This window comes from Nigerium massiliense (assembly GCF_000826085.1).
Taxonomy (GTDB): domain Bacteria; phylum Actinomycetota; class Actinomycetes; order Propionibacteriales; family Propionibacteriaceae; genus Propioniciclava; species Propioniciclava massiliense.
On the sequence record NZ_CCYM01000002.1, the window covers coordinates 988,621 to 1,005,323 of the forward strand.

The following is a 16,703-nucleotide window of genomic DNA, read 5'->3' on the forward strand; positions in this document are numbered from 1 at the left end:
ATCAACGCTCCACGGCGTGGGTGGAGGTCGCCGCGATGTCGTCGGCGGGGACGTCGACGTAGTGCTGACCGTTCATCGTCTGCTGCTTCAGGTCGGCGTTCACCATGATGCGGGCGAGCTGCGGGGCGAGCACCTTGGCCTGCCAGCCGAGTTTCTCATGCGCCTTCGTCGGGTCGCCCATGAGGGCGTCCACCTCCGTGGGGCGCAGGTAGCGCTCGTCGAACTCGACGTACTTCTCCCACTCGAGGCCGGCAGCCTCGAACGAGAACTGCAGGAAGTCGCGGACGCTGTAGCCGACGCCGGTGGCCAAAACGAAGTCTTCGGGCTCGTCGGCCTGCAACATGCGCCACATGCCTTCGGCGTACTCGGGCGCGTAGCCCCAGTCGCGGATGGCGTCGATGTTGCCCATGTAGAGCTTGTCCTGCTGACCCGCCTTGATGGCCGCGACCGCGCGGGTGATCTTGCGCGTCACGAAGGTCTCGCCGCGGCGCGGGGACTCGTGGTTGAACAGGATGCCGTTGACCGCGAACATGTCGTACGCCTCGCGGTAGTTCTTGGTGATCCAGTAGGCGTACATCTTGGCCGCGCCGTAGGGGGAGCGGGGGTACATCGGGGTGTCCTCGCCCTGCGGCGGCGGGGTTGCGCCGAAGAGTTCGGACGTGGACGCCTGGTAGAACCGCGGCATGACGCCGGCCTGGCGGACGGCCTCGAGCAGGCGGATGGTGCCGACGCCGGTGGTGTTGGCCGTGTGGACGGGCTCGTCGAACGAGACGCGCACGTGCGACTGCGCGGCCAGGTTGTAGATCTCGTCGGGGTTGATCTCCGAGAGCAGCGTCACCAACCGGGCGCCGTCGGACAGATCGCCGTAGTGCAGGGTGAGGCGCGCGCCCTTCTCGTGCGGGTCCTCGTAGAGATGGTCGATGCGCTTGGTGTTGAACGTTGACGCGCGACGGATCAGCCCGTGCACCTCGTAGCCCTTGTCGAGGAGCAACTCCGCCAGGTACGAACCATCCTGGCCGGTGATACCCGTAATAAATGCTGTCTTACTCACGTTTCCCCCACTGCGGAATGTTGAGTCCCGCCTGCATATGTTGGTGTCCCCGGTCCTGGGCCACTTCGTTTCCCCGAGGTGACTCCTACATATGCTAGTGCGTTAAATCGACTGAGTAGGAGTTACCCGGGCAGGAGACCCCTGTGCGAAAGGGTACCTGACAGCGAGGCGATGGGTGGCCAAGGACGACACCCGCGCACTACCTGAGCAATGGCTCAGGGCTTACCGTAATCCATGGGAAGTGCCTGCAAGCGCTCCCACGGGAAGCCCACCATCCAGAGGTGTTCGGGCGTATCAAAGATCTGGGCGTAGGGGTCGGTGCCGGTCGCCCTGACGAATGGGTCTTTGTCCTCCGCATAGACGACCACGCGACCGAGCGTGTTGTCGCGGACGACGAACCCGTAGCGCTGCGCTGCCTTGGCGATGATCCGCGCCGCCGGACTCATGTCCATCGAGTCGACGTCCAGAGTGGGGTCGAGTCTAAAACGCTGACCCTCTGGAATCGCGTCTGTGCTGTCCCAGGTGCCGTCGGTGCGGTTGGCCGGCCATGAATAGACTCCCTTACGCGGCCTGTTGATGCCAATCTCGATTGCGTGGTTGATCACTCCGGAGCGGAACTCGTCGATACGGACTGTGCCGCCGAGGAGTGAGAGCCCGCTGGCGGCGACGCCGAACGGGGAGGTATGGACGCCGCCGTGACTGCTGGCGGAGGAGATTTTTCCTCCCCAGCAAGCGGCGTAGCCGGTCGATGTTTGCTGGAACTGCCACATCTCCCACACCTCATCCGTCGAGGGCGACCAGATAACGATCTCGTGGTCGCTCCCGGACGCCGGTTTCGCCCCAGCTGGGATCGGGACAAGGGAGAACTGCGCGCTCCAATTGCGTGCCAGCCACGCTGGATCTGAGCTGGCCCCCGTGCAGGCTGTGTTCCTCACCGAAACGCGTGGGGTAGAGGGGGTCGCCCGGTAGATGGGCGGGGAATAGGCCGACGTGTTCACCGACGCGACTCCATCGGTCGCTTTGATGTCGGCGAGCAGATTGCGCACGTAGACCGCCGTCTTCGGGTTGATCGGGGCGTCGCGCGGGATCGGCTTATACCAGAAGGACTGGGGGGAGAAGGGGCGCGAAGTCTCGGGAACTGATGTGGGAATGCGCTGCCTGGCCGCTTCGCGGCCGGTCCAGATCAGGCGCAACGCTCCGCTCCACGGCATGGTCGCTTGCCCAGGGAGAATGTCCTTACCGTCGGTTGCTTCCTGCCACGACCAGCCCCGATCGTACATTGCTCCCGGGGAGGCGGCCTTCATCGTGGTGCCGCCATTGGTGACGCTCATGATGTAGAGGTTGCGGTCGCCCCCCGCCGCGTCGCCGTCATTGGTGAAGCGCAGATCGACCCTGTCGCCCTTCTTCAGGACGCTACTGAGATTCAAAGAATGGGGGGTTTCGTGGAAGCTGCTGACGGTGAGCGTACCCACCTGTACGCCGTTCACTCGAATCTCGACGATGGCGCCTTTTCCGTTCGCAACGTCTGCTTTGGCGCGAACGATGAGCTGCCCACCGCCGGCTGCTGCTGCCGGAGCCGGGAACAGGCCGGCTGCCAGGAGACTGATGATCAGCCCAAGTGATGCGAAGAGCGACCGGCCGTATCGACGCTTGGATGACCTTGCCACGTGATGAACCCCTCACTGGTGTGTGCTTCAGGGACGAGGTCGCTGGGCGAACCCGGTTGCGAAGCTAGCCAGGTGAGGGGTTGATGATGAGGTTATTTAAGGGCCAAGTGTCGCTAACTCTTCAGTTGGGCCTCTCTTGTTGGAGCGGGACCGTCGCTCCAACAAGAGAGGCCAGTGATCAGGGCTTGCCGTAGTCCATGGGGAGCGCCTGCAACCGATCCCAGGGGAACCCGTTCATCCACAGGTGTTGCTGGCTTCCGAACATTTCCGTGTAGGGGTTCCCCTTGCCGGCTCTCACGTAGGGATCCGCGTCCTCCGCGTAGACCACGACGGGACCAGTGGTGTTGTCACGAACGACAAACCCGTACTCCTGGGCGGCCCGCGCGATGATCATGCCGATCGGGCTCAGGTTGAGGGATTGCACGTCGACGGACGGATCTAGGCGGAACCTCTGTCCCTCGGGGATGGCATCGACGCTGTCCCATGTTCCATCGTCCCGGTTGGCGGGCCAGGAGTGGACTCCCTTGCGCGGACGGTTCACGCCGATTGCTACTGCGTGATTGATGCGCCCTGCGCGGAGTTCAGCGACCCGGACGGTTCCGCCCAGGAGCGAGAGTCCCGAAGCGGTGACGCCGAAGGGGTAAGGGTGAACTCCGTTGCTGGTGTTCGTGGCGGAGAACTTTCCTCCCCAGCAGGCCTGGTAGGCCCCGGAGTTGCTCTCAAAGCGCCACATCTCCCAGACCTCGTTGGTGGACGGCGACCAGATGACAATCTCTTGATCCGCGCCGCTGGCCGCCTTGGCCTCCGCCGGGATCGGCACGCTGTCGAACTGTGGGGCCCACATGCGTTCGAGCCACGCAGGGTCGCCGTTCGGGCCGGTGCATTGGTTGTTGCGAACCTTTACGCGTGGAGTGCTGGCATTCACGCGGTAGACGGGGGGCGCATAGCCCGAAGTATTGATCGTCGCTGTCCTGTCATGGCTGGCGATGTCCTCTGCCAGAACACGTCGGTAGGTGGCTCCTCGCTCACTCAGGGCGACGTTCGTGGGAATCCGCTGGTACCAGAAGGAACTGGACGCGAAGGGTTGTTGCGCTGACGTGTCGACGGGATCCTCGACGCTCACGGCCTTCGCTGTGGAGGATCGCCACGTGAACCGAAGCGCGCCATCCCAGGGCATGAGCTTTTGGCCCGGAACGACTGATGCGCCGTCAGTGGCGGCGGCCCACCCAGCCCCGCGGTCATACGTGACATCGGCATCCGTGGGGGAGAGACGCTGCGTGCCGACGGCAACGGAGTCGACCCACAGATTGCGGTCGCCGCCCGTGGGGTCGCCGTCATTGGCGAACCGGATGTCGATCCGATCCCCATCCTTGGGGCCTGAGGAGGGGAGGAGGGTGTAGTCAGTCCAAACGGTGGAGTTGACGGTGAACCGGCCAACATCGGCGCCGTTGAGGCGGACCTCGACCTCGGCGCCCTTGTTGTTGGCTAGGTCGGCCTTGGCGCGGATGACGAGAGGATCAGCTGCCTGAGCGGGAGTGACCCCCGCGAGTGAACTCGCAGCCAGGAGGGGCGCGACGGTGAATACGGCCAAACGGCCACGACGGTAGGGCATAGGTACCTCGGGGTAGTGGGAGGGATCGGCGACGCCGCCTCCCAGAGGTTAGACCGGTACCTGTGGATTTAGCGAGATAACCTCAGGATCTGTTCAGTCAACGTTGGTTCGCTTGTGCGGTTCGAGTCGCTGGCTTGAGGCGCTGCTTCCTTCGCCAGTTGCTCTCCACCAACACGGCCAGGACCATACCGAGGAAGAACCCGATCGCCGCACCAAGCGCGAGGTCAAGCGGGAGGCTGGGTGCGGAGGGGCTCGCCGGCTCGACCGCTGGAGAGATGACTTGCGGAACAACCTTGACGGTATTGGATGTGCCCGCCGAGGGGCCGGCGACTTGGCGCGAGAGGTTATCGCCGATTCCTCGGGCGATGCCGGCGGCCTCCGCGGCACTCCCCGCCTTGGTCGTGATCGTGACGATGACCGTCTCGGGCTCCTGCGTCACGGTGACCCGCTTGGCCAGCTGCTCCGGGGTCGTGTCGAGGTTGAGCGACTTGATGACCGGATCAAGAACGAGGGGGGCCGTCGCCAGCCCCACATAGGTCGGAACCTGTGCCTTGAGGTAGGCCGATGCATCGTTCATGTCCCCGACGGATCGCGCGCCCTGCACTGAGAAGAGAACTTGGGTCGACGCGCGATACTCCCGGGGCAGGACGGACGTCAGCAGTCCTGCAATCAGCATGCCGATGAGCACGGGCGCTAGGACGTACTGCCAACGCCTTCTCAAGACCACCAGATACTCGTTGATTTCCATTTCGTCCCTCGAATCAGTCAGTCTTGCCTGCTCGGACGCATCGTGCCCGAACGAGTCTAGTCTCGCGGAAGGGTGATACAGCCAATTGTTTTTGCTGAGCGCTTGTTCCCGCCCGGTACGGGATAGGGCGAGGCCGATCGCCATTCCCGCCGGAAGCATTACGAATGGGTAGATGATCACATTATCAGTGATCGAGGCCAGGCTGATCCCGATGGTTGCGATCAGGCCCGTCCAGTCGACAGAGCGATCAAATTTCGTTGCTCGTGCCGTAAGAATACGAAGTAGTGCCACGATCCCGACGACCCACAGCAATTCGCCGAGGATTCCGAAATCGTGGAACAGTCGTAAGTACTCATTGTGAGGATGCCCGATGTTCGCGAAATGGGCGTCGATCAGGTCGCTGGCAGTGCCTGGTCCGTGTCCGAGCAGGGGTGACTCCATCGCGGAGTTCCACGTCACGTCCCAAAGTTGCGTTCGTCCAGAAGTATTGAGAGTGGTGCCACCCAAAGAAACGGCGTTGTCGCCGCTAAAGAATCGGTCGCGAAATGGGGGGTACCAGAGAAAGAGTCCGACGGCCGCCATCGCCATCAGGATCAGCATGAAGAGGATTCGTCCCACTCGCTTGCTCTTGGGGCCGCGGACGACAATGAAGACGTATGCCAGCAGGCAGATCAGCGTCGCGGTGCGAGACAGGCTCAGGACGGTAGCGATCAGGACGAGATAGGGAAGGTACCTGACCCAGGTAGGCCAACGTCGTGGGACTGAGATCGCCATGAAGATGATGGCGCTCAGCGCGTAGGAACGATCCCCGATAATGTCAAGCCCGGCGGCGCGCTGGACCAGAAACACCACGGTCGCGATTCCTGAGCAGGCTGCGAGGATGAGCGACCAGCGTTCTCGGTCACGCTGTTCAGCGCTCACGGCGGTGATCGCAATGGTGAGGACGAACGCCGCATACACGCAGACGTTCTGCAGGCCGGCCGGGTTCGGCGCCGAGATGAGGCGGATCACAGCGTAGACCAGGAAGCCCAGCAGGCTCATAGGGAGCAGCGCGGGGGCCCCTGTGTAGCGCCAGGAAGGACGAGCAAGGTAAGCCCGCACGCTGGGTACGACCGAGGGAAATAGCGCCACCAGTATCAGTGCGCTCCCAAGCGTGGCGAGGCCGGAAAGGCTCTGGGAGCCGAAGTTGAACTTCGTGAGCCCGTCGACGCAGAGAGTCCAGAGGGCCGCGAGAACGCCCACAACATCAATACGACGGAGTGAAGGGAGTTGTCGCCATCGCGCCGCGCGAGATGAGCCGGTGGAAACCTGCGATGAGAAGGTCAACGATCCTGACCTAACGCCGCCACCTCTTCGTAGAGCCGGACGATCCGCTCGAGCCAAATATCCGGAGAGTAGTCAAGCCGGTATCGGCTCTCCGCGCCTCGCTGGTACTCGGCCGATGAAGCAGCGATAGCCCGGACCGCGACGGCGAGCGACCTTCCCTCGTACGGGTCGTAGACCCGACCGGCGCCCCCGCTCGTGAGTTGCTCCGCGGACAGACACTTGTTCGAGATGATGAGTGGTGCACTTGCGGAGAGCGCTTCGAGCGCAACGGTCGGAATGCCCTCAGCCCACAGGCTTGGAATGATGACGCCCGACGAACTCGCCATCTCGACGGCGACCTCTTCGGGACTGAGTCGGCCGACGAACGTCACGTTGGCGGAGTTCTCGGCTCGATCGCGAACGCGGGCGGCCAGTGGGCCCTCCCCGGCAATCGTGAGGTGGTGCTCCGCCGGGAATGATTCAATGAGTTCTAGGACACCCTTCTCGGGGGTCAGACGGCCCACATACAGCCAGCCCTCTCGGGAGTCGGCGGGCGCGGACCGGGGCTGGACGAAGTTTGGGATGGTCAGTACGTGGCCTCGAGCCAAACCATCGTAGGTGGCCCGTGCGTGATCGTTCAGGGTGATGAGCCTGCGCGCGAACCGCAGCACCGGCTGGTGTCTTCCTCGACCCCTGCTTGCGAAGGCCAACGGTGCGGTGGCTATCACGCTGTCGCGATAGCAGCGGTGCTTCAAGGCGGAGTGCGACCCAGCATCGAGGCATTCCGTGCAGTCGTCGCCGTCGCGCCACAAGGTCGCGGCGCTACACAAGGGACGAAAATTATGGACGGTCGCCACGAGCCGGCCCTGCCACTTCTTCAACCACTGCGTTCCCCAATTGGGGAAGAGGTTGTGAACGTGAACGATGTCCGGTTGAAACTCCGACAGGGTCGCGTCCGGGCTTGGGCCTGGACCGTTGGCCGCATTGACTGCGCTCGTCAGCTTGTAGAACGGGCGGGTCGACTCCTCGTCAGTGTGGCGGGCCACCAACCGAACGTCATGGCCGGCCTCAGCCAGCGCCTGCACTTGGTCGCGCACCACGGCGTTCTCCCCGGAAGGAGAAGCGCTTGAGTAGAAGCTGTGCACGACTGCAATCTTCATCGCTTGTGCCTACTGCGTGATGAGACAATCTCCCGCGCGACCACGGCCAAGAAGCGCGAGTTCCCCCACAGGTATCGCCGCCAGAGGCGACGCGGTTCCGTCGATAGGCGGTGCAGCCACTCGAGGCCCATTTTTCGAACGAGGGGGTGGGCCTCCGGCTGCGTCCCGGCCGCGAAGTCAAACGCGGCGCCTACGCCCACGCACGGGACTCCGATTTCGTCAGCCAAGCGGCGCGCCACGAAGTCCTGCTTGGGCGTTCCGAGGCCGACCCAGACAATGTCGGGGTCGGCGCCCGTGATCGATTCGATGACGTCCGCCTGCAGAATCTGATCGACCGAGCCGAATGGCGCCTCGCTTGTGCCGGCGATGACGAGGCCGGGGTAGGCCTTTTCCAATCGGCTCCGCATGAGCGCCAGCGTCTCGTTCGTCGTCCCGAAGAAATAGTGGCGGACGTTGCTGGCGAGGCCTTCCTCGAGGGTCCGAAGGAAGAAGCTCGGTCCTCGCACCTGCTTGGAGTCATGAGCAGTGCGTCGCATGGTCCAGGCGACGGGTGCCCCATCGGGGTAGTTGATCCCGGGCCCTTCGACGAGTTGCAGGTAGGACGGGTCCTTAGACGCGAGCGCAACGCAGTACGCATTCATCAGGCGGATCGGAAGCGCTGCCTGGTCGGGATGTTCTCCTGCCGCCGTCGCAATGGTCCAGCGGGCAGCCGAATCCAAGTCGGTCGACACGAACGGGACGCCCGCTACGCGTACCCGTTGACGCGTGTCTGTTGTCATCGAGCAATAACCCCCGAGGTATGTCTGAACCGGTCACACTTTAGCTGACCCTTGCACACTCCCCGGCATCGCAGCCGCCGGGACGCAGGGAAACAGGGTGAAGGGGGAGCCGTACGGCTACGCTGTGATCGTGTCGGCCAGTGCACTGAGTTTCGTGATGCCTGCGTACAACGCGGAAAAGACCATCACCTCCAGCATCCTGAGCGCTCAGCGGGTGGCTCCCGGTGAGGTCATCGTCGTCGACGACGGGTCGCAAGACGAGACAGCCCGCGTCGCCCGATCCTTGGGAGCGCGCGTCGTGAGCCAGGCCAACGCCGGGCCTGCCGAGGCGCGAAAACGTGGCGTCGAGTTGGCCAGCGGTGAGTTCATCGTCCTGTTGGACGCAGACGACGAGGTGGTTGCAGCGGGAATCAGCCGTAGCTTGGAGATGCTGGAGCGGGCACCCGAGGCCGCCGCGGTCGTGGCACAGACGATGACGACCCCGAAACACGGCGCCCCCTACCGAATGCCGGTGTGGCCAGAGGGAATCACCGCGGATTCGTTGGTCCGACGCGGACACGCGCCCGCGCCGCCCGCGGCCATCGTGTTTCGAGGGGCGAACTTGAAGCGGGCATTGAGCGACAACCCTCGCGGAGTCTGGCCTCGCCTGGCCGAGGACTACGAACTCCTGTTGCGGGTCGCCCTGACCGGTCCCGTGCTGTACAACCCTGACGTCGCAGCTACGTATGTCTGGGGTGCGGGCCGTTCGAGTGCGGGCATCGCCCAAGAGATCCGCGATGCCCAGTCGATCCGGCGCCACTACGCGGCGATGGCCGGTGTGCCGGAATCGGAGCTTCCGAAACAGTCTCGCCGCGGAGACACTGCGTCCATCGCACTGCGCCGAGCTGGGGAGGCGTCCGGGCGTTGGTACGACCCCCGGCGACTTGGTTGGACCGCGGTTGCGGCGATGCTCCACCCCGAGCGATTCGTTGAGGCCCTCGTTCGGAGGATTCGCAAAAAAGATGGTTCAACCCACGCAGGGTAGTGTGACCGGCGGGGCTGCGGACCGACGGCGCCTGTTGGTCGTGCGAAAAGGGGGCTTGGGCAAGTGGGGGATAGGAAGGCGCTGATCCTGGGAGCCGCGCCGCCTCTCGTCTCGCAATTGGCCTTCAGCGTCGTGTCGTTCTTTTCGGTGGCCGGTCTGTCCAGGAATTCGTCGGCAGTCGAGTTGGCGTCGGTCATCGCGGCCTACTCTCTTGAGTCCATCGCAGTTTCCTTCGCCAACGCGCGTTGGGCGAGCCTCCTCGTCTTTCGGGAAGCGGAGGAACCTAAGCAGGGCGACATCACGCACATGACGCGAGCCTTCCTCGTGACGGCCGCCGTGGGGTTGCCGGTCTTCTTCTTGGGTGCATTCCTTGTCGAACGCTCGTGGTGGATGGGGCTGTGGGCGGCGGTCTGGTCGACCAGCATGCTGTTCGGCGACATGCTCCGCTATGCCGGATCGCGTTTCCTCGGTGCGCGGGTCATCAGCGCCATCGGCTTGGCGCATGTGCTGGCAGCCGTCGGCTTCACCTTCATCATTCCTCCCAATGTGGCGACGTACCTGGCAGTTCTCTCATTGATCAGCCTCCTCGCGGGTGTGGCGTACCTCGTTGCGCTTCGAAGGCATCGGCGGCCTGGCCGGTCTCAGGCATGGGCGCGCCATGCGGGATTCGGCCGTTCAATGGCGAGTGAGGCCGTGATGACTTCCGCGGCGACCGGGCTCGGCGGTGCCGCCGTCACGTGGTTGAATCCCTTTCTCGCGGTCGGCCTCCAGTTGGGCAACCAAGTGTTGGGCATGCCCGCCACGGTGTTGGCGCAGTCGTTCGCGCTCCCGCTATCACGCCGACTGCGGGAGCGGATGGACAGCGGACGGTACCCGACGAAGCTGCTGACTTACTGGGCGGTCTTCGCCTTGGCGGTGCCCGTGCTAGGGGTGATCGCTCTGCTGGTCCTGAGACCGCTGATCTACCTGCTTCTGGGTGAGCGCGCTGACCTCGCCTACTACTTCCTCCCGGTGGTTTTCCTTCAAGCGGCGATGACGCTGGCGTGGCAGCCGTTCACCTCCGCTCGTCGGTGGACGCATGGGCCTGACAACCCTCGGCGTCACGTCGTCGTCACGGTTGCCGTCTACTACGTGCTTCTGGTTGGAGTCGCCGCCTTGGTGCATGACCAGGGACAGATCCTGCTGCTCCTCGTGGTCGGTGGAAGCGTGATCACGCTGTCGACCTTCGTGCGGGCTGTCGTTTGGGGACGCGATGGGCGAAACTGGTCAGGAGTCGACGCTTCGGTCAAGCCAATGAGCAAAAGGACTCCTGGGGCACCGCGCGGCCAGGCTCTACCTGACAACTCAGTGGAGAGGATGGCTGATGACGAATATTGAGCGGACCCAGTGCCCGTACGGCCCAATAGCACTCAAGGATGTCATCCGGGCCGATCTAGCCGCTAACAAGCGGGATCCTGGATCTCAGATCCTCTTAGTCGGTCTTCGGATCGCTCAGGCGTCCATCGGCCGGTTCGGGCCGAGGCACCCTGTGTCGCTGGTCACGATCGTCGCCTCGCGACTGGTGAGCGAGCTCCTCTTCAATGTGGAATTGCGGCCGAAGACCCGCGTTGGTCCGGGGCTTGCGATCTATCACCGAACTGGATTGGTTGTGAACGACCATGCGGTGATCGGCCAAGATGTGAAGCTCCGACACGGCGTGACTATCGGTCACAAGACGGCCGGCGGCGCCTCGCCTCTGATCGGTGATCGCGTCGAGATCGGTGCGGGAGCCATCATCCTCGGCGACATCACCGTCGGTGATGATGCCCAGATCGCGGCAGGGTCGGTCGTTGTCAAGGACGTGGAACCGGGAGCCGTGGTTGCAGGGAATCCCGCGGTACGGATCCGCTAAGGGGGAATTGATGGGGCAGCCTCGAGAGCGGCCCGACCGCCGACGACTCTCAAGGCGCACCTTTGTGGCGGGCGCGGCTCTGTCGGGGCTGGCGGCATTCGTTGGTTGCGACGTCGTTCAGCGGCGCAGGGTCGTGCTCGTGGACCCTGCCCGCGGATCCGATGGTGGCGACGGCTCGACCGCGCGTCCGCTCGCAACCTTGCCGGCCGCTCTGACCTTCGTGCGCCAGCTCAGCGATGACCATGTCGAGGTTCAACTCGCCCCCGGCCCCCACCGCCTCACGACGACCCTGCGGATCGATGACTTGAGCAAGGATGTCGTGTGGCGAGCCGCTGGCGAGCGCGCCATGATCACCGGCGCGACACCCATCGACGGGTGGGCTGAGGTGACCACAGCTGGCAGGCGGGAATGGCGGACCCGATTTCCGGGTCGGACGGCGCTTCGAAGCCTCTTGGTCGGCGGGCGGCCGCGGCCAAGGCCGACCTTTCCCGCTGGAGTCGGCGCTCAGGTCCAAGGCAAGGACTCGCTGGGTGATGACAGTTTTCTGAAGATGTCCGGCCCGACGACTTCACCGATGACGCGGACCTTCACACTGCCCGCTGAGGCCCCGAGCGGTGGTTGGGTCAACGTGACGGACATCGAACTCGTCGCGATCACCCAGTGGCGTTTCGAGCGGGTACCCCTGGCCGGCGTCAATGGACGGAAGGCGACAGCAGCCTTCCGGGGGGACGCCTCCGTTTCATGGGGCCCCGAGACGCGCTTCTACCTGGACAATGTCGGCACGGAGTTGAGGAACCCGGGTGAGTGGTACCAAGACCGCTCGCGCGGGTTGATCACCTATTTGCCCTTGGACGGCGAAACCTTGGACTCGGTCCGGTTGGAGGCACCGCTAAGCGAGTCTTTGGTGACCATCGACAACGTCGAGCACCAACAGTTCGAGAACGTGACATTCACCGGTTCGAGCTGGTCCCCCATCGACATCAAGGACCACGACGGCCAGATCCCCCAAGGAGGGGCACTCGTGCCTGCCGCAGTGTCCCTCCGGCGGTCGCGCGATATCGGCTTCGCTGGATGCTCCTGGACCGGAACTGGCGGCTCCGCGCTCTTCATCGGCGAGGGAACCGTGGACGTGCGGGTGCAGAAGTGTCAGTTTGAATCGGTGGGCGGCGTGGGAATCACGGCGTCCAGTGAGTCGGGGCTCGCAAGAGAGGGCTCCCGGACGGGGATCTCCACCAGCCGGATCTCGGTGGCCGACAGCACCTTCGACGGTGGCGGTCGAATCTTTCACGACTCGTGCGCGATTCTGGCGATGGATGTTCGTGACTGTGAGTTCGTTCGGAACGAGATTATCGGCTCTTTTTACACGGGGATCTCGCTCGGTTGGTCCTGGGTGTTATCGGAGACCGGTTTCGGAGGCTTCGTCGTGGAAAAAAACCACATCCACGACATCGGGCGGGGCGTCATGGCGGATCTGGGTGGGGTCTACACTCTTGGCCACATGCCGCAGTCGCGCATTATCAATAATCACGTGCACCACGTGTTGGGGAGCGACTCTCCAAGCGTTGGAATCTATTTCGACCAGGGCAGCTCGGAGATCGAGTGTGTCGACAATCTGGTGCATGATTGCGTGGAAGGTATCTGGGCGCCCAGCGCGACCTCGGGGATCTCGGTGATGAACAACATCGCATCCCAGAACGTCCGCTTCCAGGTGGGGGTTGGCGGGGGGCCTGGGGATGCCAGCCAGGGATCGAGCCCGGTCGTCGAGCGGAACATCATCCTCTCTTCCGGTGCGCGCCTCTTTCGCCTTCCCAGTTCTCCGATTGGGAGTAACCGAAATCTGCTGTGGGATTATCGTGGCCCCATCGAGTCCGCTGGGGACCGGCAGATTCGTGTCAGCCTCCGCTCGGCCGACGATGGTCGTGAAATCGCATCGGTGACCGGGAACTTCTTGGGTGAGGAAGGATTCAAGTTCGCGCGTCTTCTGAAGCCTTTGGCCCTGAACGCTCAACGGTCCTACCTTCTGACCATGTCGATCGAGGCGGGCAGCCCTTCGTGGGTCGGCGAGGCGCCGCTTCGTCCACTCGGGCCCGTCCGGCTCGAAGGGGACGTTTTCCGCGGCGTCGAAGGCCGGTTCCAGCGTTCGGCCGCGCCGGGTGCCGGTCTCGGGCCCGTGAATCTCCTGTATCGCGAAGGGGACATGGAACGGAGCCTCATTGGTCTCGCCGGCTCGAACAACTTGCCACGACGGACCGATCATTCGGGTGACGTGGGGTTCCGCTTCCACACGGCGCGGCCGTTGGAGGTCGTGGCCCTGGGTGTCTGGGCCCTCCGTCCGGTCTGGTGGGCCGAGTGGCGGGGGGCGGGACGTGATCGCGATTCCGTGATCACTGACCCAGGTTTCGTGGACGCCCCCGGGGGACGCTATCAACTGCCCAGGGGCCTCCCTTCGTCTGCGAGCGCACTTGGAATCCGCGAAGTGGGAACGAATTTCGGGCCGGAATGAGCCGATCCCGCCCTGTGAGAGAGTGAGGTCATGGCCTCCACAGTCTCGACCGGACACCCTCGGGGTCGCCAGTTCCAGCAGTGCCTCCGCCCGGCAGCCGCTGTGGTGTGGGCGCTCGGGCTCGCCTTCGCGGGATTCCAGATCAGCCGCTGGGTGCCGCGGCACTATCCCTGGGGGATGGATTGGCGGGTCCAGGGAAACCTCCTCCTTGATTACCGCGACCTCGTCGTGGTCCCCGGTCGCTACCTGTGGAGCGGCGGCAATCCCTATGATCCTCTTCCCTATCTCGCCGCCCATCCCTGGGCGCAGGAATTTGACCCCTATACGCCGTCGTGGTTGCTCATTTCCTTGGCGCTGGGTCCGCTCCCGATTGAGGTGGGCGCGACCATCTACCTTGTCGTGTGCACCGCACTGCTTGCCCTCCTGTCGGTTTGGCTTGTCCAATGGGCGTGGAGGCGCAGCTACCTTATTTCCGGGTTGCTCTTCCTCTGGCTTCTCGTCTGGAGCCCGACGCGGTGGTTGACGTCGTCGTTCATCGTGTTCTTCGGGTTCGCTCTGGCGGTTCGTGAGATGCGTAAACCGGGCGGCGGAAATCCATGGATGGCGGCTGTGGGGCTGTCGATCGCGATGTTCAAACCACAGTTTGGTGTGCCGATCGTTGTCGTCGTGCTCATGATGCGTCGGTGGGACGCGGTGTGGCGAACGGTCGTCATGACGGTCGTCGCCTCGGCTGCGCCTCTCGGCATGTGTATCAAGGCGGCTGGAGGGGTGGTCGGGTTCATCGATTCCATCGTCCGAGTGATCCAGCATGCGACCTCGCCGGCGGCCCCCACGGGTCTCTTGAGCCCGTACATGTTTAGAACCGACGCGGCGGGCCTGTTCACGCGCGTCACCGGCACGGAACCACCGACCGCCCTGACGCTTGGGGCAGCGGCAATCTTCCTGGGTGTCTGCGTCTTCATATGGAGAGGAAGACCATCCTGGGATCTGGTGTGCGGCCTGATGGTTCCGCCGATCCTCTTGCTGCCAGTGCACTTGGATTACGACATGGTCTTTTTGCTGGCTCCTGCGGCGGGGGCGTTGGCGTGGTGGAGAGGCCATCGGAGTCCCGCCACCCTGGCCTTCGCGACCGCGTCCCTACTTCCGATTCTGCACCTGCACAAGGTTTCGATGGATCTGCTGGGCGTCTCTCGCTTGGCCGCGGACTTGATCGATATGGCCCTAGCGGTGGTGGTTCTCCTGCTGGCGATTACCGTCACGCTGATGGCACCCAAGAGACAAATTCAGATTGGGAATGGTGTGCGGGGTCTTGCGGGTGGAGCTTCTGGCTAGCCGAGGTCAGCAGACGGCTCACACCTCGTCGCACATCTCACGAACGTCGGTTTCATCGGGAGCGCCTTACACAATGTTCATCGCTCCATTGGCGCGGCCGGGGTTGCCTGGCCGCGCCCTGTCCTCCGCGACGCAGGCATCACACACGCAGTCGCGGGGGTTGTCGGACGAGACAGCGGGACGCATGCGCATGCGATGCTGTTTCCGCGTTGCATCGCTGGCTCAATATAGTCAGGGGAGGCAGAGACTGACTCTGATCGCGGCCAGACGGGAGACGAAGACGTGGCAGACGCGGGGCGTGAGCTCGTTGTGGTCGGCGCAGGTGTCAGCGGTCTCAGAGTGGCGCTGAACGCGCTCGACAGGGGCCAGAAGGTCACCCTCGTCGAGGGTCGAAGTGAGGTCGGCGGTCTTACCAGCACGCAGACGCTCGAGTCGCCCGAGGGCCCGGTCGAGGTCGACCGGTTCTACCACGTGATCATGGAGTCGGACGCCACCGTCCGCGCGCTCCTGGACGACCTCGGGCTCGGGGGCCGCGTCATCTTTACGTCCGCTCCCGCGGAACTCGTCAGCGACGGCCAGCAGTACCCGGCGTCCAGCATCGTCCAGATGGCCATGCTGCCCGCACTGAAGCTGGCCGATCGGCTGCGCATCGGCTTTTCGGGGGCGGCGTCCCTGGCCCTGCCCCTCAGGCTCGCCGACACGATGACCTCGGCGTCCCTGTTGCGTCGGCTGGCGGGCAAGAGCGCGTACAAGAACTTCTGGGGCCCCATCCTGCGGGCCAAGCTCGGTACCCAGGCCGACCAGGTCTCGGCGACGCTCATCGTCTCCACGTTCCGCCGGCTCATCCAGGCCCGGCTGAAGGGCGCGGGGGACCGCTTCGGCGTCCTCCCGCGGGGCTACGCGCCGATCGTCTCCGCGATGCGCGCCCGTGTCGAGGCCCGTGGAGGGGAGTTCCGCACGGGCACGGCCGTCACGAACGTGCGCTCCGAGGGGACGGGCGAGGCCACCACCGTCACGGTGACGCTCGAGGACGGCTCCGAGCTCACGGCCGACCAGGTCGTCCTCACCACCCCGGGCCCGGTCACCACCAAGCTCGTCCCGCAGCTGACCCCGCGCGAGAGGGCGCAGCTGACGTCCTCGCCGTACCTCGGGGTCGTGTGCGGGGTCTACCTGCTCGACACCCCGCCGAACGACTCCTACATCACCTACCTGACCGACGACGTCGGGCTGACCGGCGTCATCGGCATGCACGCCCTGCTGGGGCCGCGATACACCGGCGGCGGCTACCTGGTCTACCTGCCGCACTACTGCGCGTCCGACGACCCGTGGTTCGACGAGGACGACGACGTCCTGGCCGACCGGCTGTTCGCCGCGATGCAGGAGTGCTTCCCGCACTACACCGGACGCGTGCTCGCCCGGGCCGTCAACAAGGCCCGCTACGTCGTCCCGCTGCCGCTGCCCAAGGCCGACCCGCCGCTGCCGTTCGTCACGAGCGTGCCCGGCGTCGTCGTCGTGAGCACGGCGCAGAACCGGACGGGAACACTCAACGTCGAGGGTTCCCTCAGCATGGCCGACGAGGCGAGCGCCGCCATGGCCGGCGCCCACGATCCGAGCAACACCAACAAATGAGA

General features: G+C 64.3%; 12 protein-coding genes. 6 read left to right on the top strand and 6 right to left on the bottom strand.

Annotated features, from left to right (window positions below):
* Window position 1: 1 nt before the first annotated feature.
* From gmd to BN1187_RS06055, 6 genes are all read right to left on the bottom strand, one after another.
* Window positions 2-1,051 carry a GDP-mannose 4,6-dehydratase gene (gene gmd, locus BN1187_RS06030; RefSeq protein WP_040159515.1) on the bottom strand — a complete coding sequence of 350 codons (1,050 nt, stop codon included), beginning with the start codon at window positions 1,049-1,051 and terminating at the stop codon, window positions 2-4.
* A 215-nt stretch (window positions 1,052-1,266) separates the two neighbouring features.
* Window positions 1,267-2,718: a carbohydrate-binding domain-containing protein gene (locus BN1187_RS06035; RefSeq protein WP_072041970.1), complete on the bottom strand. Its 1,452-nt coding sequence runs from the start codon at window positions 2,716-2,718 to the stop codon at window positions 1,267-1,269.
* Between the two features lie 178 nt (window positions 2,719-2,896).
* Complete coding sequence (locus BN1187_RS06040; RefSeq protein ID WP_157754748.1) at window positions 2,897-4,309, bottom strand: carbohydrate-binding domain-containing protein; 1,413 nt, start codon at window positions 4,307-4,309, stop codon at window positions 2,897-2,899.
* A gap of 118 nt (window positions 4,310-4,427) precedes the next feature.
* Window positions 4,428-6,404 (bottom strand): O-antigen ligase family protein, encoded by a 1,977-nt coding sequence (locus tag BN1187_RS06045; RefSeq protein WP_147675079.1) that lies wholly within the window; start codon window positions 6,402-6,404, stop codon window positions 4,428-4,430.
* Window positions 6,401-7,543, bottom strand: a complete 1,143-nt coding sequence (locus BN1187_RS06050) for a glycosyltransferase family 4 protein (protein ID WP_052462359.1) — start codon at window positions 7,541-7,543, stop codon at window positions 6,401-6,403. Before BN1187_RS06050 ends, BN1187_RS06045 begins: the two co-directional genes overlap by 4 nt.
* Window positions 7,540-8,274, bottom strand: coding sequence for a WecB/TagA/CpsF family glycosyltransferase (locus BN1187_RS06055; RefSeq protein ID WP_157754749.1), 735 nt, complete (start codon window positions 8,272-8,274; stop codon window positions 7,540-7,542). Before BN1187_RS06055 ends, BN1187_RS06050 begins: the two co-directional genes overlap by 4 nt.
* Window positions 8,275-8,419: 145 nt before the next feature.
* Between BN1187_RS06055 and BN1187_RS06060 the strand changes: the two genes are divergently transcribed.
* The 6 genes from BN1187_RS06060 to BN1187_RS06085 all read left to right on the top strand — a co-directional run bounded on the left by BN1187_RS06060 (window position 8,420) and on the right by BN1187_RS06085 (window position 16,701).
* Complete coding sequence (locus BN1187_RS06060; protein WP_052462361.1) at window positions 8,420-9,346, top strand: glycosyltransferase family 2 protein; 927 nt, start codon at window positions 8,420-8,422, stop codon at window positions 9,344-9,346.
* 117 nt (window positions 9,347-9,463) lie between these two features.
* On the top strand, window positions 9,464-10,723 hold the full coding sequence (locus BN1187_RS06065) for a hypothetical protein (protein ID WP_147675080.1): 1,260 nt from the start codon (window positions 9,464-9,466) through the stop codon (window positions 10,721-10,723).
* A complete protein-coding gene (locus tag BN1187_RS15090) occupies window positions 10,710-11,237 on the top strand; it encodes a serine O-acetyltransferase (RefSeq protein WP_082034525.1) in 528 nt (175 codons plus the stop codon). The genes BN1187_RS06065 and BN1187_RS15090 overlap by 14 nt, the downstream gene beginning before the upstream one ends.
* Window positions 11,238-11,301: 64 nt before the next feature.
* Window positions 11,302-13,740 (top strand): right-handed parallel beta-helix repeat-containing protein, encoded by a 2,439-nt coding sequence (locus BN1187_RS06075; protein ID WP_040159522.1) that lies wholly within the window; start codon window positions 11,302-11,304, stop codon window positions 13,738-13,740.
* A 30-nt stretch (window positions 13,741-13,770) separates the two neighbouring features.
* Complete coding sequence (locus BN1187_RS06080) at window positions 13,771-15,072, top strand: DUF2029 domain-containing protein (protein WP_040159525.1); 1,302 nt, start codon at window positions 13,771-13,773, stop codon at window positions 15,070-15,072.
* Between the two features lie 309 nt (window positions 15,073-15,381).
* Window positions 15,382-16,701, top strand: coding sequence for an FAD-dependent oxidoreductase (locus tag BN1187_RS06085; RefSeq protein ID WP_072041971.1), 1,320 nt, complete (start codon window positions 15,382-15,384; stop codon window positions 16,699-16,701).
* Window positions 16,702-16,703: the final 2 nt, after the last annotated feature.